Below are 18,415 nucleotides of genomic sequence, written 5' to 3' on the forward strand. Positions count from 1 at the left end.
CCAGATATCGGTTCTGGAACAGCAGTGTGGCGGTCGACTGTTCCACCGCACCGGCCGCGGCGTGGCGCTGACGGAGCTAGGTCTGCGTATTCTGCCCAGGGCCAAAGCCCTGCTACTCGAAGCCAGGCAGCTGCAGGAGGACATTCGAGCCAACGCCACAGTACCAGCTGGCGAAGTCTGCATCGGTATCCTGCCGTCTCTGTCTTTACCCCTGATTGAGCGACTCTACACTGCAACGCGCGAGCGCTATCCGGGAATCCATTTACGGGTTCTCGAAGGGTCTACAGGCCAGGTCGACGAGTGGCTGGTCAGCGGACGTATCGATATCGCGCTGCTCTACCGCTATGGCAACGCCACGGCTAAGAATGAAACCCCGTTGGCGTCCGTCGATACCTATCTCGTAGGTCCGCCAAAGGGTATCCTGAACCGGGCAGCAACGATTCCATTCGAAAAACTGCATAAGCTCCCCTTGATCTTACCCGGTGCACCAAATGCGCTGCGGGTCCTGCTCGACCAGCTTGCGAAGAAGAAGGGCATCGCGCTGACGGTCGCAATAGAAGCCGACTCGATTCCCCTGCAGAAGCAGCTTTCGGCCACCTCCGGCTGCTACACGCTGTTACCTGTCCATGCGGTTGCGGTTGAAGTCGATGCAGGCCGCCTGCAGGCGGCTCAGCTCGTAAGCCCGGGCATTGTCCGCACAATCGCCCTCGGCACCACGACGCAACGACCATTGACTGCGGCATGCCATGAAATGACCAGCCTCATTCAAAGCACTGTCAACGACATCGCAGACCACGGTATCTGGAGGGCTTTGCGCACTGCGAAAGCATCCCGGGCAACGAAGGGTTAGAGGGACGGCCAGTTATAACAAAAATCATATATCTGATTTAAGTGCTACTCATCTAGAAGCATATCAATTTGCCTGCGTAAGATGCCTCCAAATCAAGGAGGGGCTCCAAGCAGGCCCCCTCCAATCATGAGGAGGAAACCATGTTCAGGCACATTCTGCGCTCGCTCTCGGTGGCGGCGCTGTCACTTTCCGCTATCTCTGCACCAGCTCTGGCCCAGGCCTGGCCCAACAGGCCAATCCAAATCATCGTCCCGTTCCCGGCAGGCGGTCCCGTGGACATTCTGGCGCGCGTCCTCGCCCCGAAGATCAGCGAGAAGGTCGGACAGCCGGTCGTCATCGAGAATCGTGGCGGCGGTGGCGGGACCATCGGCATTCAGGCTGCTGTCGCTGCACAGCCCGATGGCTACACCTTTGGGTTCGGAACTCACGGCGCGCTCGCGGCTCTGCCCCATATCATGAAGGTAGCCTACACCCTCGATGATATTCAGTTCCTGACCGTGGTCGCCCGTGTGCCGCAGGTTCTTGCGGTCAGCAAAGAATCCGGCATCAACAGCTTCCAGGATCTGCTGCGGATGGCCAAGCAGTCACCTGGCAAGCTGAACTATGGCTCGGCCGGAAAGGCAACCACCACACATCTGGGTGGCGAACTCATCAAGCAGGAAACCGGTATCGATATCGTCCACGTGCCGTATCGTGGTGCGGCGCCCGCGGTCATTGGCCTGATGAGCAATGATGTTCAGATTTTCCCGGCAGACCTGTCGGCAGTCCTGGAATTCGTCAAATCCGGCAAAATCAATGCGATTGCCATCAATGGCCCGAAGCGGGCCGACCAGTTGCCCAATGTTCCGACCACCACCGAGCTTGGCTTTCCCAATATCAATGTCGAAACAATCTACGGCCTCATCGCCAATAAAAACATGCCGAGCGATATTGCGAACAAGTTCCGCGAGGCTACGGTTGCCGCAATGAACGATCCTGCAACCAAGCAGCAGATTGCCAACCAGGGTGCGACGGCATCGGCCAGCACAGGCGATGAATACCGCCAGATCATGCAGGCGGAATTCAAGAAGTGGGGTGAAGTCATCAAGAAGGGCGGCATCACGCTCGACTAGTCAGCGAGCGTTCGCGGCCGCGGGCACTCCCCGCGCGCCGCGGGTGCCTGGTCGGGTGCTCGTAGAGTATCGAGGGGCTGCGTATGGCAATTACCTACGAGATTGTGAAGGCAGTTGCTGCCGACCTGTATGGCGGCAGCCTCAAGAAAATCCCCGAGGACACTAAGGCAGCCCTCCACCAGGCGCGTTCTAGCGAGTCCGACGACAGCGCGCGCGCCACGATTGATACCATGCTGAGAAGTGCCAAGGCGGCCGAACAGACAATGCAGTTCGTCTGCTCAGATTCCGGTGTGCCGGAATACCTGGTTCGAATTGGGACCGAGGCTCAGCTCTCCGGTAATATTAAGCAGGCTTTCGTCGATGGCTTTGCTTACCTTGTCGAGACAATTGAGCCGCCTTTGTTGATGCATGTCCAGAACCCGCTGACCCGCGAGCGCGGCTATGCAGGCAAAGATATGCCGCTCGTCACCTACGACCTGATAGATGGCGCGGACTACATTGAGATTATTTGCTCGCCAAAGGCACTCGGCTCTGGCCGCTGGGCTGCTATGGAAATATTCACTTCGCCGCCATTGGATGTCATCGAGAAGTATATCCTCGAATGTGTTCTCAAGGCCGGCTCTCAGGCCTGCCCGCCTGTCGTCATCGGCGTCGGTATCGGTGGGAGCTTTGACTACTGCGCCAAGCTTGCAAAGCAGGCGACCCTGCGCGAGCTGGGAAAGCGGAATCCTGAGCCGGCTGTCGCGGCGATGGAAGAGCGGCTTCTAAAGGCAGTGAACAAAACCGGCTTCGGCCCCATGGGTACCGGTGGAGATTCCACCGCTTTTGCCGTGCACGTCGAGTATGCGGCTGGGCACGGCTTCACCCCAGTCGCCGTGTCCTTCAATTGCTGGATTAATCGCAAGGCAGGCGCACGGATATACAACGACGGCCGAGTAGAGCGCTTCGAATGACAAACGCCCGCCACCTCCAGCTGCCTCTTGATGAGGCGACAGTCCGCAGTCTCTCAGTGGGAGACCTCGTCACCCTGACCGGAGACATTATCGTCACGGCAGGTCTGCCGACTCACGAGCGCATCCTGGAATACCTGGATCGCGGGCAAAATCTTCCCATGGACCTCAAGGGCGCAACACTTCTCCACCTGGGCAGCTATAGCCGGGATACGGGCGACAGTCTCGAAATCCTCTATATGAATCCGACGACCAGCACCCGATTTAATCCCTTTATGCCGCGCTTTATCCAAGAATTTGGTCTGCGCGTTGTAGGCGGAAAAGGTGGTTTGGATACGGCGTCAACCCAGGCGATGCAAAAAACCGGATGCATCTATCTTTCGTTCCTAGGGGGCGGTGCGGCGCTTCATACCACTGCAATCAAGCGCGTCGTTGACGTGGCATGGCCGGACTTCATTGCGCATTTCCGGCTGACCAAATTGGAAGTTGAGAAGCTAGGGCCCCTGACCGTGACAATCGATGCTCATGGAAACAGTGCCTATGACCGTCTGCGCAACACCGCTGAAGCGCTCTTCCCAGAAATTCTCAAAGAACTTGAGGCCGACCGGCTTCGCGCCTCCGCCACAAAGTCCTGAGATGAAAATTCCATGCACATCGTAACGATCATCAATTTTTCGGCAGCTCTCTTATGATGACACTTCACTGGTCACCGCGGTCACCTTTCGTCCGCAAGGTCATGATTGCCGCCCATGAGCTTGGACTGGCCGACCGCCTGGAGCTCCGACGCACCGTCGTGCAGATGAGCTCGCCGAACCCTGATCTGATGCCGGACAATCCGCTCAGCAAGATTCCGACGCTCATTCTTGAGGATGGCAGCGTCCTGATAGATTCAGGCGTCATTTGCGAATATTTCGACGCGCTGGCCGGTGGAAACCGTATCATTCCTGCGTCCGGGACCGACCGATGGGCCGAACTGAGCCGCCATGCATTGGCGACCGGGTTCCTGGACATTCTGATTCTGTGGCGCAATGAGCGCAATAAACCCGTTCATGCTCAAACCGCCAATTGGCTGACCAGCTTCGAAACCAAGTCCGTAGCGACGATGAGGCGCTTTGAGACGTCGGCCCTGACGATTGGTGATGGTCCGCTATCACTGTCGTCCATCGCACTCGGCTGTGCTTTGTCCTATCTGGATTTCCGCTATGAAGACTGGAATTGGCGGTCCGATTATCCCGCTTTGGCTGCCTGGCATGAGAAATTCAGCAAGCGTCCCTCCGCTATTGCCACCGAGGTCGTCAATGATTCATGAAACGAAAACCCACCGCCGCGGCCCTCTGAGTCATGTCCGCGTTCTGGATCTGAGCCGGATTATGGCAGGGCCGTGGGCCACGCAAATCCTGGCCGATCTGGGTGCCGACGTCATTAAAATCGAGCGGCCGGGCGCGGGTGATGACACGCGCGCCTGGGGACCACCATTTCTGCAAGGCACTGATGGTAAGCCTACCAAAGAAGCTGGCTATTACCTGTCGGTGAACCGCGGGAAGCGTTCCATGGCGCTGGATATCTCGACTCCTGAAGGTCAGGAGACTGTGCGGCAGCTTGCTGCCATCAGCGATGTCGTCGTCGAGAACTACAAGGTGGGCACCCTCTCGAAGTACGGCCTCGACTATCCGGCACTGAAAGCTGTCAATCCTCGTCTGATATACGCATCAGTGACTGGCTTTGGACAGTCAGGTCCCCGCAAGACGGCAGCCGCGTATGACTTCGCCATTCAGGCCATGGGTGGTCTGATGAGCATCACTGGCGAACGGGATGGCATGCCCGGTGCCGGGCCGCAGAAGGTCGGTATTCCGATCGTTGACCTGATGACCGGCATGTACGCCACGGTCGGCGTGCTGGCTGCGCTCACGCGCCGCGCCGAGACCGGGCAAGGCGAATACATCGACCTCGCCATGCTGGATGTCCAGACTGCCATCCTTTCGAATCAGGCAATGAACTGGGCGCTGTCCGGGAATACCCCGAAGCGCGGCGGCAACCGGCATCCCAACATCCAGCCCCAGGATGTCTTCTCATGCGCAGATGGCGACTTCGTTCTCGCTGTCGGAAATGACGGCCAATTCGGCAAGCTCGCGGAAATTTTGGGCTGCCCGGAATGGTCGGCTGATGAGCGCTTCGCCACCAATCCGGCACGCGTCCGCAATCACGGAACGCTCGATGGATTGCTAAAGGCAACATTCGCCAATTGGAAGCGTGCCGACCTCATCTCGTCTCTTGATGCCGCGGGCGTTCCCTGCGCGCCAATCAATTCTATTCCGGAAGTTTTTTCCGACCCGCAGGTTGAACACCGGAAGATGCTCCGGGACCTGCCGCATCCGACAGGCGGCATAGTCAAACAGGTCGTGAGTCCCCTGAACTTCCGGAACGAACCACTGGTCTTTGACCGGCCACCGCCGCTGCTTGGCGAGCATACCGACCAGATTCTGAAGGAACTCGCTCTAGCCGCAGTACCGGAGTAACGATCAATGACCCGCCTGCATTTCCCCACCGTTGAAGAATTCACGCCTGACCAAAAGCGCGTCTACGACGATGTAGTTTCGGGGCCGCGCGGCCGGATGGTTGGTCCGCTCCGCGCCATCATTCACAGTCCGGAACTGGCTGCGCGCTGGTCTCAGGTCGGTATATTCCTGCGCTACAAGACATGCCTTCCCGCCAAGCTCAATGAGTTGGCGGTCATCGCGACAGGGCGATACTGGAACAGCCAGCTCGAATTCCAGATTCACGCCGAGGCAGCCCGGGTTGCCGGACTGGATCAAGCCATCATCGAGGCTATCCGCCTCGGACAGGCGCCACAGCTGGCGGACGAAGCCGAGGCGGAAGTTTACGAATTTACCCGTCTTCTTTTGCAGACCGGAAATGTCACCGACGCGCTTCATGCTGCCATTACCAAGCGGTGGGGCGAACAGGGCTGTGTCGAACTGACGGCAGTTATTGGCTACTACACGATGGTCTCATTCACACTGAATGCTCACGAGATTCCTGTGCTTGACGGAGCGGTCCCGCCATTGCCGGTATCCGGGTCCGGTCCGACCGTGCTGCCTCCTGCCGGGAAATCGGCATGACCGACGCTTCGCCACCGCCCGCCCGTTCGCCCGGCTGGCAGCTTCCCCAGGGAAGCTGTGACAGCCATACCCACATCTTTGGCCCATATGATCGATTTCCAGTTGTGCACCAGATGCACTACACGCCGCCCTTCGCACCGGTAGAATTGCATCTGGATATGCGGGTCAGGACCGGACTGGAGCATGGAGTCATTGTTCAGCCCGGCGCCTACGGCAGTGACCCGGAACTGATGATAGACGCCCTCAATGCGTCAGGCGGCAAGCTTCGGGGCATTTGCGCCAGCAGCACGCTGGATGAGAAGACATTCGACCGCTGGCACGCAGCCGGTATTCGTGGCCTGCGGTTCAACGATATGACTGTACCAGGCGGCACTGGCCGGTTCCCTGGGGCGGTGGCCACGGAGGCTCTGGACGACTTGCTGCCTGGCATGCGAGCGCGAGGCTGGCATGCGGAGATTTGGGGCCCGATCGACCGCCATGCGGACCTCGTCGCGCGCTATCGCAGCCTGGGCATTCCGGTTGTTCTCGACCATATGGCCAGTCTCGTCGTTTCCCGTGGCGTCGAAGATCCGGCCTTCCGGAAAATTCTGCGAGCCCTGCAGGAAGGGTGGCTTTGGGTAAAGCTCGTGCTGTGCCGCTGCTCACAGGCCTTCCCTGACTACGCCGACCTGCGACCGTTCCATGATGCCTTGATTGCAGCCAACCCGAACCGCCTGGTTTGGGGTTCGGACTGGCCGCATTTACGCCTTGCTGACCGCGCACCCGATGTCGGTCATCTCCTTGATCTATTCCGGGAGTGGGAACCCGATGAGACTGTGCGACATCGCATCCTGGTCAAAAACCCCACTGAACTTTACGATTTCTAATGGAGAATGAAATGTCTGATACCTATGAGTGTTTTACCGTCGAGATCGCGGATTACGTCGCCACCGTCTCACTGAACCGTCCGCCAGTGAACGCGCAGAACCGGAAGTTCCGCGAAGAGATTGTCCAGATATTTGACTCTTTTAACGACCGGAAAGATGTTCGCGCGATTGTCGTGACCGGCAATGGCAAGACATTCTCGGCAGGCGCCGACCTCAAGGACCGCCCAAATCATTCTGATGCAGGCGCCTACCCACTCCACAATCGCAACGTGCGTGCTTCCTTCGACGTCGTGATGGAATGCAGCAAGCCGGTTATTGCCGCCATCAATGGCGCAGCCATTGGTGCGGGCTGCGTCCTGGCTCTGTGCTGCGACATCCTGGTCTGCGCCGAGGAAGGCTTCCTGTCCATGACCGAGGTCGATGTTGGCCTGGCTGGCGGCGTCAGCCATGTCCGCCGCTTCTTCCGTGAATCCGATGCCCGCCTGCTGATTTATACGGCTCGCCGCATGTATGGCCCGGATCTCTATCGCCAGGGCGTGGTGTCAGCCTGCGTGCCGGGTAACAAGTTGATGGAGACCGCTTTGGATATCGCGCGGACCATCGCCGCAAAGAGCCCGCTCGCCGTGCAGGCCGCCAAGCGTTCCTTCAATGTCACCGAAGATATGACGCTTCGTGATGGCTACCGGTACGAACAGTCACAGACCGTGATTCTTTCGGCTACCGAGGACAGCAAGGAAGCGCAGCGCGCTTTTGCAGAGAAGCGGAAGCCCGTCTTCAACAGCTAACAAGACACGCTCCAATCCCAAGAAATCCGGAGGCTAGAGATGACTATGCGGCGGTTTTTCATAGCGTTAGGGGCAGGAACAGCACTGGCACTGACGACCCTTTCGCCTGCCTTCGCAACGGACGAACGGGTCGTCAGAAACGGCGACGCCACCATTGCCTATTCCGTCCGGGGCCAGGGGCCGCTTGTCCTTGTCATTGCTTCCACAGGCCGCGGTACTGCTGAATTCGGCCCATTGGCCGACCAGCTTGCCAAACGCGGCTACAAGGTTGCGTTGCCCGAGCCACGAGGCATCGGTGGTTCACGCGGCCCCATGAAAAACGTTACCTTCCATGATTTCGGCCGGGATTTCGCCGCGGTGATTGCTGCCGAGGGCGGCAGGGCAATTATTGCCGGACATGCCTATGGGCAGTGGATTGCCAAGACAATCGCCGCCGACCATCCGCAGATGACACGCGGTGTTGTGCTTCTGGCAGGTGGCGCAAAGAAATGGCCGCAGGAACTCTCCGACGCCATCACTATGATTAATGATCCCTCCTCGACCCGCGACCAGAAACTGGCGGGCCTGAGACTGGCCTTTTTCGCTGATGGAAATGACCCGACACCATGGCTGGAGGGATGGCACGAAGATGTCACCAAAAGTCAGCGCGACGCCCGCAAGATCACAAACCAGAGCGCTTGGTGGGCCGGTGGAACGGCGCCTATGCTCGACCTCCAGGCTGGCTCCGACCCGTTTCGGCCGGAGAGCTCACGGGCGGAGGCCAAGGACGAATTCGGTGACCGTGTATCGATTGCCGTCATTCCGAATGCAAGTCATGCTTTGCCTGCTGAGAAGCCAGTTGAAACAGCGAATGCTATTGCTGACTGGGCGGACAAGCTGCCTAAATAAGTATCTCACCACTTCAGATAGCTGCATGAGCCGAGCCCCGCATATTGTCTGCCATACCATTCGCTTTGATGAAGAAATTCTTCAACGCCTGTCCACCGTTGACGGAATTACCGTTGAAGGCGTGAAAGACATCGATGGTTTTTCCACAGCTGTGGAAAAGGCGGATGGCGTAATTGTCTCTGGCTTTGCGTATGACAAGAAGGTTGCGGATGCTTTGTGTGATCATGGAAAGAACGTCCGGTGGATTCAGTTCACCAGTTCTGGCATCGACACCTTTCTCAGGCATGGCGGCCCAGCGAATGTCCCCGTTTGCAACGCAGCTTCGGCCTGGGGACAAGGCGTCGCCGAGCATGCGTTCGCAATGCTGCTATCCTTGTCGCGAGGGATAGTCCATCTCGAACGCGCCCGGATCCGAAAAGACTGGGACCAGAAAAACATCCTTACCCATGTAACCGGCCTTGAAGGTCAGACTGCGGTCATCATCGGCTGTGGTGAAATCGGCAAGTCGATCGCGAGCCGGTCCGCAGCCTTTGGCATGAAAACCATTGGCATCAACCGCAGCGGCACATCTGTTTCAGGCTTTCATCAGACTGTGCCCATCTCAGAACTGGAGCGGGCTCTCGGCATGGCCGATGTTGTATTCGTCTGCGTACCGCTGACCGAGGACACCAAAGCCCTGATCGCCGCCAAGCAGTTTGACTTGATGGTGCGTTGCCCAATATTCATCAATGTCGCTCGCGGTCCGGTGATTGACCAAGCCGCATTAGAGCTTGCGCTAAAGGATGGTCGCATCCGGGCTGCTGGCCTGGATGTTTTTGCACCAGAGCCACTTCCTTCCGATTCCGGGCTTTGGAATTTGGAAAACGTAATCCTGTCACCGCATATCTCAGGCCAAGGCGACCCGAACGTCCTGAAAAGGATTGCTGAACTGTGTGCCGAGAACGCATCCCGTTTGCGCGGCGGCGACCCGCTTTTGTCGCAAGTCTCTATTGCTGAGTAGGGTGCGTTCGATAGGGCGGCTTGCGGTCTAGTCTGCAAGGGTATTCAGACACGCCAGGCAGCGCGTCCCTCAGCGATACACCGATGGCCGCCCACTGAAGACGCCGCCGCGTTTGATCGCTTCGGCCTCATAGCCGACAATCGAGCCTGCATTCGGCGGATCGTTCTCGCGCCGGTCAGAATAGCCGGCATAGACACCATGCACCTGATACAGGCGTCGCAGTTCATGAATGGCCGAATTGTGCAGGTCGACCCGCAGATCGAGCACGGGCCAGCCGGCCGCCTCCCCACTGCCCAGCACCCGCACCATGGCTGAACGCTCACTTAAGCCAAGACCATCTGCCGTCGCTTGCCCGCCGGCATCGCGGCCGGCCTCCAACGCCAACAGCAACCGTTCCGACAAGGACTCGCCAGCGGATGCCTTGAAGACCTGCAGCATCGCTTCAATCACCTGCCGTCCGGCCAGTACATTGCCGGCCACCACCACATCGTCCTCGATAATATGCCCGGCCCAGGGCCGGCAATCCGAACCAGAATAGGCGAGCGTCTCTCCACTGCGGCTGAGCAGGATCAGCTGCCGGTAATGGGGATGCGCATCCATGGCGCGGGCCGCGGCGAAAACCGCGTCCGGCGATTCACCGCGTTCCATGCCGCTGGCCATGCGGTAACCGATCCGCGGCGATGCATAGGCCTGGCAGACCGCAATGTCGCCACGCTGCGTGAAAAACGGACACAGCCCGCCGGCTGCGATCGACACCGTCGCGAGAGCAAGTCCTGCCTGCCCACTCTCACGACAACGCGCCACTACCGTGAAAGTCATCGCCTACCCCTTGAATTCAATACCCTGGGTTTTCAGCCAGTCGATCCAGCCGATCATCGAAGGATTGTGTGGCCTGACCTTGTAATAGGGAATCATCGGCTTGTAGACGTCGAAGGCACGGCGCAGCAGATCGACGGCATCGGGCTCGCCTGCCTTCTTGGGTGCGAAATCGACCCTCAGGTCGGTACGCCCATAGGGCTCCGTGTCATAGGTGATCAGACAGGCCGAGCGATGCCCGCCGGCATCGCCACCGGCATCGCGGCCGGCAGTGATCACCCGCATCAGCCGTTCCTCGAACAGCTCGCCGGCACTGTCGCGCCAGGCTTTTTCCATATCGGGCAGCACCTGGTCGGTCAGCAGGAGATTGCCCATCACGACATAGCCGTCGCCGATCAGCGCGCCCTTATGCTCTTTGGCCTCGGCGCCGGTATGCGCCGCCACGCGGCCATGCCGGTCGACAATGCCGATCTGGCGCCAGGCATAACCGGGGTCGCTTTCGCCAAGTTCGGCAATCACTTTCTCGGGCGAATAGCCGATCGACAGCAGCTCGATGGCCAGCGGGCCGAGGCCCGGATCGGTATAGGCCTGCGTGCTGACAGCACCGACATTGGCGCGAATGAAGGGGCAGCGCGCACCGACAGACAGCGGGTTGGTCGACTGCGCAATGCCCAGAAAACCGGTTTGCTTATCGCGCGCAACGATGGTGAACGTCATTACAATACTCCCATGAAACGGCCGGCCGTGCGGCCAAGGAAATCCGCCTTCTGGTCCGCCGACATGAAATGCGCATGCTTGCGGATTGAATCGACGCCTTGCTTGTATTTGAACTTGTCCTCAAACCAGGGCCAGTCGGTGCCCCACATCATCCGGTCTGCGCCGACAGCTTTCGTCAGCGTCTCGATGCGGCGCAGGTAATTTGGGTACGGGTATTCAGTTTCGTCATCCCAGATCTCGCCGACATACCCGCAGCCCATGATCAGGCTTTTATGCTTGTCGGCGATCCGCCGGACCAGATTCCAGCGCGGCGTGATTGGATCGGCGCAACCGGCCTGCATCAGCACAACCGGCAAACCCGGCAGCTCGGTCAACAGGCGATCCAGCTGGTCGAGATATTCCTCCAGGGAAAAACTCTTTGGCGGGATCAGGGTCTGGAAGGACAGCAGCAGTCGCTTGCCCTGATCCAGGGTCATGCGGAAAATCCGCTTCATCGCATCGTCGACCAGGCCGGCTTCGATATAGGCCGGGAACAGTTTCAGGCCGGACGCGCCCTCGTCGAAATCCTTCTGCACTAGTGCCGCCGCGTCATATCGCTTCGGATTCTTGATCGTGTTGAACCACCAGAACCGGTCTGGATATTTGTGAAAGCCCTGCAGCGAATATTTCCGTCCGCCGCTGTAGTCCTCGAGATCGAAGCCCTTCGCCCGCGCCTCAAACAAAATATCTTCGGAATCGTAGCTGATCAGAAAAGCCCTATCGACGCCGGCATAGTTCATCTCGGCCACCAGCAGATCGGCTGACTGTTCACACCATGTGTAATGCTTGATCATGGACATCTGCGGGTTGGTCGCCACGGGACGGGCGAGCAACAGGGGATGGGTTTCGCAATCGACAATCACGGCATGCCTCTTTTCAGATAACGGGCGCGATGAAACGGGCGTCATGCTGCAGGATACGTACATTCTCTGCCAGCCAGCCGAAGGCGATCGCATCGCCTGCACGCGCGGTGAACAGGCCTGGCACGTCGGCACGCAGGGTGTTTTGACCGACCGTGATCGTCAGCCGCGAGCTGCCGCCGAGATAGGCGACCTCGGCCAGTACACCGGTCTGGCTGAAATCAAGGGTCGAAGCGGCGGGGCCGATCACGACATGCTCCGGCCGGATCGAAAACAGTACCGATTCGCCGGCGACCGGCCGATAAGCTTCGGGCAGCCGACCGCCGAGCACGCCAAGCGGTGATGTGGCTGATGCATAACCACCCATGTCATCCTGGAAAACACCGGTGAGAATGTTGGCTTCACCAATGAAGTCGGCGACGTAGGCCGTCGCTGGATTCTGATAGATCTCGGCAGCGGTCCCCTGCTGTACGATCAGGCCGTGGTCCATCACGACGATGGTATCGGAGAGGTTCATGGCCTCTTCCTGATCGTGGGTCACATAGACAAAGGTGATCCCGACTTCGCGCTGCAGTTTCTTCAACTCATTCTGCATATGCTTGCGCATTTTGAGGTCGAGCGCGCCAAGCGGTTCATCCAGCAACAAGACACGCGGTCGCGTCACCAACGCGCGTGCCAGGGCGACACGTTGCTGCTGACCGCCGGACATCTGGCGTGGGAATTTGCCGATATGAACGCTCAGGCCCAACAGATTGACAATATCCCTGACCCTGGCTTCAATCTCTGCCTTCTGTACCTTCTGCATCCGCAGGCCGAAGGCGACGTTCTCGGCCACCGTCATATGCGGAAACAGGGCGTAATTCTGGAACACCATGCGGGTCGGTCGACTGGCACCGCCATCGACAGCCAGCGGTTCGCCACCGATCAGGATGCGGCCGGAATCCGGCAACTCCAGCCCACCGATCATGCGCAGGGTGGTGGTCTTCCCGCAGCCACTAGGACCGAGCAGCGTGACGAATTGCCCACGCTGGACGGCAAGATTAATGCCGTCCACCGCGGTAAACGAGCCAAATCGCTTAACCACCGATTGAAGTTCAACGTCGATTTGGCTCATCACGCTACCCGATCCCCTGCGTGCTGCATTAGGCCGCCTTGACCTCGTTCCAGATTTCATTCCAGCGGGACTTGTCCTTCGGAATATCCTTGAAGACGAGACGACCGACATTGTTGATATCGATACCCAGATCCTTCACCAGCTGCGGTTCCAGTCTGGCAATGGCCGGCTTCGATGCCGGTGCATAGCGCGTCGTCCGCGCCATGAACTCGCCGTATTCCGGGCTGAGCGTGAAGTTGGCGTATTCCTCGACCAGCTTCATCTTGGTGGTGCCCTTCACCGGGGTGATCGACTCACTCCAGCCCACGGCGCCCTCCTTCGGCCAGACCCAGCCGGCATCAACGCCCGCCTTGAGCAGCGGCGCAATGACGGCCAGGAAGGCCCAGGCCACGACCACTTCGCCAGATGCCAGCATGTTCTGCACATCGGCGACATTCTTCCAGTAAGCGCGCACCAGCGGCTTCTGGGCGATCAGCAGTTTCTTGACTTCCTGCAGCTCTTTCTCACCCATCGAATATGGCTGCTTGATTCCAAGCTGCATGGCAGCAACGGCTAGCGTATCTTCCGGTTCATCGCGCATGGCGATGCGGCCCTTGTATTTCGGGTCGAACAGGGCACTCAGCGAGTCAAGCTCACCGGTTTCCTTGCGGTTAAAGGCCATCGCATTGGCACCCCAGACGAAGGGAATGCCATAAAGCTTGCCATCGACACGCCACTGCTGAGACTGGCTGAACTGCTCGAAGATATCCTTCGAGTTGGTCAGTGCCGCTGGATTCAGCGGTTCGATCAGGCCGGCCTTGGCTGCGGGCTCGATGTAATTCTGCACCGGCACGATCATGTCATAGATTTTGGTGCCACCGCCGCGCAGCTTGGCCATCATTTCATCGGAGCTGCTGTAGAAGGTCGGCTTCAGATCCAGGTTGAGTTTCTGCTTCGCATCCTTGACGAAGCCTTCCTCCCCCCAGGACGACCAGGTGAAATACGACAGCGATTTGTCTTGCGCCATTGCCGAGCGAAGGCTGGCCGGCATAGCCGCCGCCAGGCCGGTGGCCCCCATAAGCTGGAGAACCTTACGCCGCGAAATGCCACGCGGCAGAAGCAAATTGAGTGACTCGCGTTCCATGACTAGCCTCCTTGTTGGGTTTATGATGTCCGACTGCCCTGCGCCTGCCGCAGGGATAATTCCGCAATGACGGCAAAAGCGCCGCTGACCAAAACCGTGATGGTGGCGATGGCATTGACCTCCGGCGTGATGCCGAAGCGCAACATCGACCAGATGATCATCGGCAGCGTGTTGTCCCTGCCGGTTGTAAAGAAGGTGACTACTACTTCATCGAAAGACAGCGTGAACGACATCAGGGTGGCCGCGATGATGGCCGGCTTCAGAAATGGAATGGTGATTTCACGGAAGATAGTGAAGGTGCTGGCGCCCAGATCCCAGGCCGCCTCCTCCATGGCCTTGTCGAAACCCACCAGGCGGGAGGATGCAATCAGGATCACATAGGGCATGGTCATGACGATATGACCGGCAATCACTGTCAGCAGGGACAGGTCGGCCTGCAGCAGGTTGTAGAAGGTGAGCAACGCAATGCCGACGATCAGTCGCGGCACCATCATCGGCGTGAGGGCAAAAGCACGCAGGCTGCCCGCGGCCCTGCCGCCATACCGATGGATACCCACTGCGGCCAGGATGCCCAGGCTGCTGGCGACCACCACGGTGGCAAAAGCGATGATCAGGCTGTTCCACAATGCCTCATGCAGGGCGGCATTGCTGAAAAGCTTGCGATACCAGGCAAGGGTAAAACCGCTGAGCGGAAACCGGCTGATTGTCGAGTCGTTAAAGGAAAACAGCGCCACAATCACCAGCGGCGAGAACAGGAATACCAGGACAACAGCGGTCCAGATGCCTAAGCCGAGCTTGACGTAGTCGCGGCGCATCATGCTGCCCCCTTGGGCTTGCCGTAGCGCAGCGTGACAGTGGCCACGGCAAAGATGATCCCCATCAGCACCAGCGCCAGGGCCGAGCCAAAGGGATATTCGTAGGCGACACCGAACTGCTGCGCGATGATGCTGCCGATCATGATACTGCGGGTGCCACCAAGCAGTTCCGGCGTCACGAAAGCGCCCATCGATGGGATGAAGACGAACAGGCAGCCGCTGGCAATGCCCGGCAGGCTTAAGGGCAGGATGACTGAGACGAACGTGCGGACGCGGCCGCCACCCAGATCCCAGGCTGCTTCCAGCAGGCTGGGATCGATCTTTTCCAGAACTGCATACAACGGCAGGATCAGATACGGCATGTAGATATGGACCAGCGCGATGGTGACGGCGAAATCAGAATAGAGCAGCCAGGTGATCGGCTGCGAGATCAGCCCCATGCCCATCAGGGCCTGATTGATCACACCCTGCGTGCCCAGGATCAGCATCCATGCATAGGTGCGCACCAGATAACTGGTCCACAGCGGCAGGATCACCAACAGCAGCAGCGTCATCTTGAAACGCCGCACCTTGCGAGCCAGGAAGTACGCGACCGGATAGCCGATCAGTAACGACAGGATGGTGACGTAGATCGATAGCTTAATGGTGGCCAGGAATACGCCCACGTAAAGCGGGCCACCGATCTTCTGGTAATTGCGGAGGGTGAAGTCGGCCACAATCTGGTAATCCGCGACACGCCAAAAGCTGTAAAGCAGCATCGCAATCATCGGGAGGACGAAGAAAACGACGAGCCACAGCTTTGGCACGGCAAGGAAAGACAGGATTGTGGTGATCTTTGCGCGCATGACGATCAGGCCGCGACCTTCGCCATGAACTCGTCATAGACCAGGGATTTGCTGTTGTTCGTCAACCGTTCGAACCCGGTCTCGGTGACGATCATGGTATCTTCGCAGAGGAAGCCCTGCACGCCCTGCATGTAGTAGCCGACCTCGATATTCAGCGACATGCCGGGCTTGAGCCCGCCTTCCACCGAAGGCATCAGGAAGGCCGACTTGGTCGGATCCGCAATTGTCACCACCGGCGGATCGTAAACGGCGATGCCAATGCCATGGCCGCAATGGAAGCGGTCGAAATCAGCGAGGCCAAGGTCCTTGCCCGGCTTCATAGCCGCCCGATAGATGTCGCGGACATCGGCACCGGGCTTGATCAGGGCAGTGGCATCCTCGACGCCCTGCGCCAGTGCATCCCACAACGCCTGCTGCTGCGTGGTCGCCTTACCCAGGATCACAGCGCGCGCTGTATCCGAATGATAATAATCGTAGGTGCAGCCGATATCGTAGCGAACGACATCGCCCTTCTCGATCACCTTGTCAGAGCCCAGCATATGCGGATAGGAGCTGCGGCTGCCGCTGCCGAACAGCATGAAGGTTGGCTTGCCCTTCAGTTCGGCCAGACGAACGTGATAGGCATGGATGATGTCGCTTTCCTTCACACCCGGCTTGAGCATGCGGAAAGCGTGGTTGATGGCGTCTTCGGTGACTTTCGATGCCATGCGGAGGCGGTGGATCTCGTCTGGCGTCTTGATCATCCGGATTTCCCACCACAGCGGGTTGCCGGGAATAAGCTCAGCATTGGGAAAGCGCTGCTTCAGCTCCCAGAAGATGAACGGCGACATGCCAAGCTCATCGATGGCAATGCGACTGTTCTGCAGGCCGCGCGATTCGATGGCTGCAATCAGACCATCCAGCGCGCGACTGACCGTCGGCGCCCGCTCCAGAAGCGCCTTGCCGGCCCTACCCACCTCGTCCATCTCGTTGGCCTGCGCCGGGCCGCGCTTGAAAGGACTGAAGATGTAGATGTCTTCGACCCAGACCTTGCCATCTACGATCGCCTCCAGCTCCAGGCTCGGCGCAATCAGTGATGCCTTGGGCTTGTGGGCTGGCGAATAGATCGAATAAACCTGAAAGCCCTTGTTGATCCAGTGCGTGACGCAATCGTAATCGGTCGCATACATCACATTTTCAGGCGATGTGGCCACGATCGCTTCAACTCCGGCCTTGGCGAGAATTTCGTCAGCACGTTTTTGGTTAAACAGCATTCGACTTCTCCTTGATACTCTTTCTAGTTTTTGGTGCGGCGCCTTTTGGAACGTATCCAAGTTCCTGAGAAAGGCTGGCTGCTTCATTGCGTACCATCGCGATGAAGCCATCCAGCTTGCCGTCCGGCATGCGGAATGCGGGCGCCGATATCACCAGGCTGGCAATTACAGCGCCGTCGAGCCCATATATCGGCGCCCCGACCGAGCGTGACCCCGGTGTCATCTCCGAATCGCTGAAGCCGAATCCCAGGCGTCGAATCTTCACCAGTTCGGCGCGCAGCTTCTTGGGGTCGACGATGGTGTTAGGCGTGTAGCGTTTAAGTGCTTTTTTTGCGATCAGGGCTTCGATGAATTCTTCGGGCTGGAAAGCCAGCATCACCTTGCCGATACAGCCGGCATTGAGTGGAAATGTCTCGCCTGTAAAAACCGTGAAACGCATCGATTGCGGGCTGTCGACATAGTCTATGCACAAGCCATGACCATCCTCGAGCACACACAGGCTGATGGTTTCTCCACTGGCTGTCGCCAGCCTCTGCAGATAGGGCCTTGCCAATAGTTTAAGTGCGCCATGAATGCCGCCGCGCGGATTGAGCTGCGCCATCACCGGGCCGAGGCTGTATTGGCCGGTTTCGATGTCGCGTAGAAGAATTCCACTGCCGGCCAGCGTCAGCAGCAACCGATGCACCACGCTTTTGTGCAATTTGGTGTGTTGCGCCAGTTCTGTAGGCCCCCAACTGTCTGCCTTCGTGAAGGCAATCAGAATGGCTGCGGCACGCGCCACGGACTGTACTTCAGCGTACGACCGTTCCTTAGCCGGCTTCTTCATCGGCGAACAACGCGCATTCTTACACCCATCCCCCAAGCCACATTATCTGCCGACGTTCCGCACATGTGGTAATTTATGTCTCGCATTGTGAGACGCTGTCTCAATACTTAACGGTAACATAGACGGCGTGCCCCGCAACTGACTTTTTCAAATATGAGAAGACCGCCCAGATATCCGGGGTTACTTTCATCATGTTGGGTATCTATGCGCGAACAGCCTGCGTAGATTTCGCTTAAGCGACGAGTTCGCCTGCTGTCGACCGTCGCAGAACCGAAGCGGTCCGACATCCCGAGGCCATTACAGTGTGCTCAGTATGCGTTTGCTGCGCTTTGAGGCGATGACCGGCCCGTCGATTCTCAGAGCACAACGTGATTCCTGATGCCGGGTCGCCGCATCTGCTTATCTAGGCGGCACCAGTGTGATCGAGCCCGGCCGGA

General features: G+C 58.6%; 20 protein-coding genes. 11 read left to right on the plus strand and 9 right to left on the minus strand.

Annotation, left to right across the window (positions count from 1 at the left end):
* The 11 genes from AAG821_RS18725 to AAG821_RS18775 all read left to right on the plus strand — a co-directional run.
* The coding region (locus tag AAG821_RS18725) for a LysR substrate-binding domain-containing protein (protein WP_341916384.1) at positions 1–850 on the plus strand (850 nt) is incomplete at its 5' end.
* Between the two features lie 140 nt (positions 851–990).
* On the plus strand, positions 991–1,962 hold the full coding sequence (locus AAG821_RS18730; RefSeq protein ID WP_341912071.1) for a tripartite tricarboxylate transporter substrate binding protein: 972 nt from the start codon (positions 991–993) through the stop codon (positions 1,960–1,962).
* A gap of 83 nt (positions 1,963–2,045) precedes the next feature.
* Complete coding sequence (locus tag AAG821_RS18735; protein WP_341912072.1) at positions 2,046–2,915, plus strand: fumarate hydratase; 870 nt, start codon at positions 2,046–2,048, stop codon at positions 2,913–2,915.
* The gene (locus AAG821_RS18740) at positions 2,912–3,547 is read left to right on the plus strand and encodes a fumarate hydratase C-terminal domain-containing protein (RefSeq protein WP_341912074.1); all 636 of its coding nucleotides are present in this window, start codon (positions 2,912–2,914) and stop codon (positions 3,545–3,547) included. Before AAG821_RS18735 ends, AAG821_RS18740 begins: the two co-directional genes overlap by 4 nt.
* 53 nt (positions 3,548–3,600) lie before the next feature.
* A complete protein-coding gene (locus AAG821_RS18745) occupies positions 3,601–4,221 on the plus strand; it encodes a glutathione S-transferase (protein WP_341912076.1) in 621 nt (206 codons plus the stop codon).
* A complete protein-coding gene (locus AAG821_RS18750) occupies positions 4,211–5,428 on the plus strand; it encodes a CaiB/BaiF CoA-transferase family protein (RefSeq protein ID WP_341912078.1) in 1,218 nt (405 codons plus the stop codon). Before AAG821_RS18745 ends, AAG821_RS18750 begins: the two co-directional genes overlap by 11 nt.
* A gap of 6 nt (positions 5,429–5,434) precedes the next feature.
* Positions 5,435–6,031 (plus strand): carboxymuconolactone decarboxylase family protein, encoded by a 597-nt coding sequence (locus tag AAG821_RS18755; RefSeq protein WP_341912079.1) that lies wholly within the window; start codon positions 5,435–5,437, stop codon positions 6,029–6,031.
* Positions 6,028–6,897 carry an amidohydrolase family protein gene (locus tag AAG821_RS18760; RefSeq protein WP_341912081.1) on the plus strand — a complete coding sequence of 290 codons (870 nt, stop codon included), beginning with the start codon at positions 6,028–6,030 and terminating at the stop codon, positions 6,895–6,897. The genes AAG821_RS18755 and AAG821_RS18760 overlap by 4 nt, the downstream gene beginning before the upstream one ends.
* A gap of 11 nt (positions 6,898–6,908) precedes the next feature.
* Positions 6,909–7,682, plus strand: coding sequence for an enoyl-CoA hydratase/isomerase family protein (locus AAG821_RS18765; RefSeq protein WP_341912082.1), 774 nt, complete (start codon positions 6,909–6,911; stop codon positions 7,680–7,682).
* Between the two features lie 39 nt (positions 7,683–7,721).
* Positions 7,722–8,570 (plus strand): alpha/beta hydrolase, encoded by an 849-nt coding sequence (locus tag AAG821_RS18770; RefSeq protein ID WP_341912085.1) that lies wholly within the window; start codon positions 7,722–7,724, stop codon positions 8,568–8,570.
* Positions 8,571–8,595: 25 nt separating this feature from the next.
* Positions 8,596–9,570, plus strand: coding sequence for a D-2-hydroxyacid dehydrogenase (locus tag AAG821_RS18775; protein ID WP_341912086.1), 975 nt, complete (start codon positions 8,596–8,598; stop codon positions 9,568–9,570).
* A gap of 69 nt (positions 9,571–9,639) precedes the next feature.
* Here AAG821_RS18775 and AAG821_RS18780 read toward each other — a convergent pair whose 3' ends face one another.
* From AAG821_RS18780 to AAG821_RS18820, 9 genes are all read right to left on the minus strand, one after another.
* Positions 9,640–10,389 carry a DUF1028 domain-containing protein gene (locus tag AAG821_RS18780; RefSeq protein ID WP_341912089.1) on the minus strand — a complete coding sequence of 250 codons (750 nt, stop codon included), beginning with the start codon at positions 10,387–10,389 and terminating at the stop codon, positions 9,640–9,642.
* 3 nt (positions 10,390–10,392) lie between these two features.
* Entirely contained in the window at positions 10,393–11,103 is a 711-nt protein-coding gene (locus tag AAG821_RS18785) for a DUF1028 domain-containing protein (protein WP_341912091.1), read from the minus strand.
* A complete protein-coding gene (locus tag AAG821_RS18790) occupies positions 11,103–12,005 on the minus strand; it encodes an amidohydrolase family protein (protein WP_341912092.1) in 903 nt (300 codons plus the stop codon). The genes AAG821_RS18785 and AAG821_RS18790 overlap by 1 nt, the downstream gene beginning before the upstream one ends.
* A 13-nt stretch (positions 12,006–12,018) precedes the next feature.
* Complete coding sequence (locus AAG821_RS18795; RefSeq protein ID WP_341912094.1) at positions 12,019–13,116, minus strand: ABC transporter ATP-binding protein; 1,098 nt, start codon at positions 13,114–13,116, stop codon at positions 12,019–12,021.
* Positions 13,117–13,144: 28 nt separating this feature from the next.
* A complete protein-coding gene (locus tag AAG821_RS18800; RefSeq protein WP_341912096.1) occupies positions 13,145–14,146 on the minus strand; it encodes an extracellular solute-binding protein in 1,002 nt (333 codons plus the stop codon).
* Positions 14,147–14,259: 113 nt separating this feature from the next.
* Entirely contained in the window at positions 14,260–15,057 is a 798-nt protein-coding gene (locus AAG821_RS18805) for an ABC transporter permease (RefSeq protein ID WP_341912098.1), read from the minus strand.
* Positions 15,054–15,899, minus strand: a complete 846-nt coding sequence (locus AAG821_RS18810) for an ABC transporter permease (RefSeq protein ID WP_341912100.1) — start codon at positions 15,897–15,899, stop codon at positions 15,054–15,056. Before AAG821_RS18810 ends, AAG821_RS18805 begins: the two co-directional genes overlap by 4 nt.
* Positions 15,900–15,904: 5 nt before the next feature.
* Positions 15,905–17,152 (minus strand): Xaa-Pro peptidase family protein, encoded by a 1,248-nt coding sequence (locus AAG821_RS18815; protein WP_341912102.1) that lies wholly within the window; start codon positions 17,150–17,152, stop codon positions 15,905–15,907.
* Positions 17,142–17,933 (minus strand): IclR family transcriptional regulator, encoded by a 792-nt coding sequence (locus tag AAG821_RS18820; RefSeq protein WP_341912104.1) that lies wholly within the window; start codon positions 17,931–17,933, stop codon positions 17,142–17,144. The genes AAG821_RS18815 and AAG821_RS18820 overlap by 11 nt, the downstream gene beginning before the upstream one ends.
* Positions 17,934–18,415: the final 482 nt, after the last annotated feature.

Source organism: Ferrovibrio terrae, from assembly GCF_943372915.1.
GTDB classification, from domain to species: Bacteria; Pseudomonadota; Alphaproteobacteria; order Ferrovibrionales; family Ferrovibrionaceae; genus Ferrovibrio; species Ferrovibrio terrae_A.

Excerpts from the sequence above, each read along its gene's own strand:
- AAG821_RS18775 (WP_341912086.1), top strand. The coding sequence starts at position 8,596 with ATGAGCCGAGCCCCGCATATTGTCTGCCATACCATTCGCTTTGATGAA.
- AAG821_RS18750 (WP_341912078.1), top strand. The coding sequence starts at position 4,211 with ATGATTCATGAAACGAAAACCCACCGCCGCGGCCCTCTGAGTCATGTC.
- AAG821_RS18755 (WP_341912079.1), top strand. The coding sequence starts at position 5,435 with ATGACCCGCCTGCATTTCCCCACCGTTGAAGAATTCACGCCTGACCAA.
- AAG821_RS18800 (WP_341912096.1), bottom strand. The coding sequence starts at position 14,146 with ATGCCGGCCAGCCTTCGCTCGGCAATGGCGCAAGACAAATCGCTGTCG.
- AAG821_RS18805 (WP_341912098.1), bottom strand. The coding sequence starts at position 15,057 with ATGATGCGCCGCGACTACGTCAAGCTCGGCTTAGGCATCTGGACCGCT.
- AAG821_RS18770 (WP_341912085.1), top strand. The coding sequence starts at position 7,722 with ATGACTATGCGGCGGTTTTTCATAGCGTTAGGGGCAGGAACAGCACTG.
- AAG821_RS18795 (WP_341912094.1), bottom strand. The coding sequence starts at position 13,116 with ATGAGCCAAATCGACGTTGAACTTCAATCGGTGGTTAAGCGATTTGGC.
- AAG821_RS18810 (WP_341912100.1), bottom strand. The coding sequence starts at position 15,899 with ATGCGCGCAAAGATCACCACAATCCTGTCTTTCCTTGCCGTGCCAAAG.
- AAG821_RS18730 (WP_341912071.1), top strand. The coding sequence starts at position 991 with ATGTTCAGGCACATTCTGCGCTCGCTCTCGGTGGCGGCGCTGTCACTT.
- AAG821_RS18765 (WP_341912082.1), top strand. The coding sequence starts at position 6,909 with ATGTCTGATACCTATGAGTGTTTTACCGTCGAGATCGCGGATTACGTC.
- AAG821_RS18815 (WP_341912102.1), bottom strand. The coding sequence starts at position 17,152 with ATGCTGTTTAACCAAAAACGTGCTGACGAAATTCTCGCCAAGGCCGGA.
- AAG821_RS18735 (WP_341912072.1), top strand. The coding sequence starts at position 2,046 with ATGGCAATTACCTACGAGATTGTGAAGGCAGTTGCTGCCGACCTGTAT.
- AAG821_RS18760 (WP_341912081.1), top strand. The coding sequence starts at position 6,028 with ATGACCGACGCTTCGCCACCGCCCGCCCGTTCGCCCGGCTGGCAGCTT.
- AAG821_RS18780 (WP_341912089.1), bottom strand. The coding sequence starts at position 10,389 with ATGACTTTCACGGTAGTGGCGCGTTGTCGTGAGAGTGGGCAGGCAGGA.
- AAG821_RS18745 (WP_341912076.1), top strand. The coding sequence starts at position 3,601 with ATGATGACACTTCACTGGTCACCGCGGTCACCTTTCGTCCGCAAGGTC.
- AAG821_RS18785 (WP_341912091.1), bottom strand. The coding sequence starts at position 11,103 with ATGACGTTCACCATCGTTGCGCGCGATAAGCAAACCGGTTTTCTGGGC.
- AAG821_RS18740 (WP_341912074.1), top strand. The coding sequence starts at position 2,912 with ATGACAAACGCCCGCCACCTCCAGCTGCCTCTTGATGAGGCGACAGTC.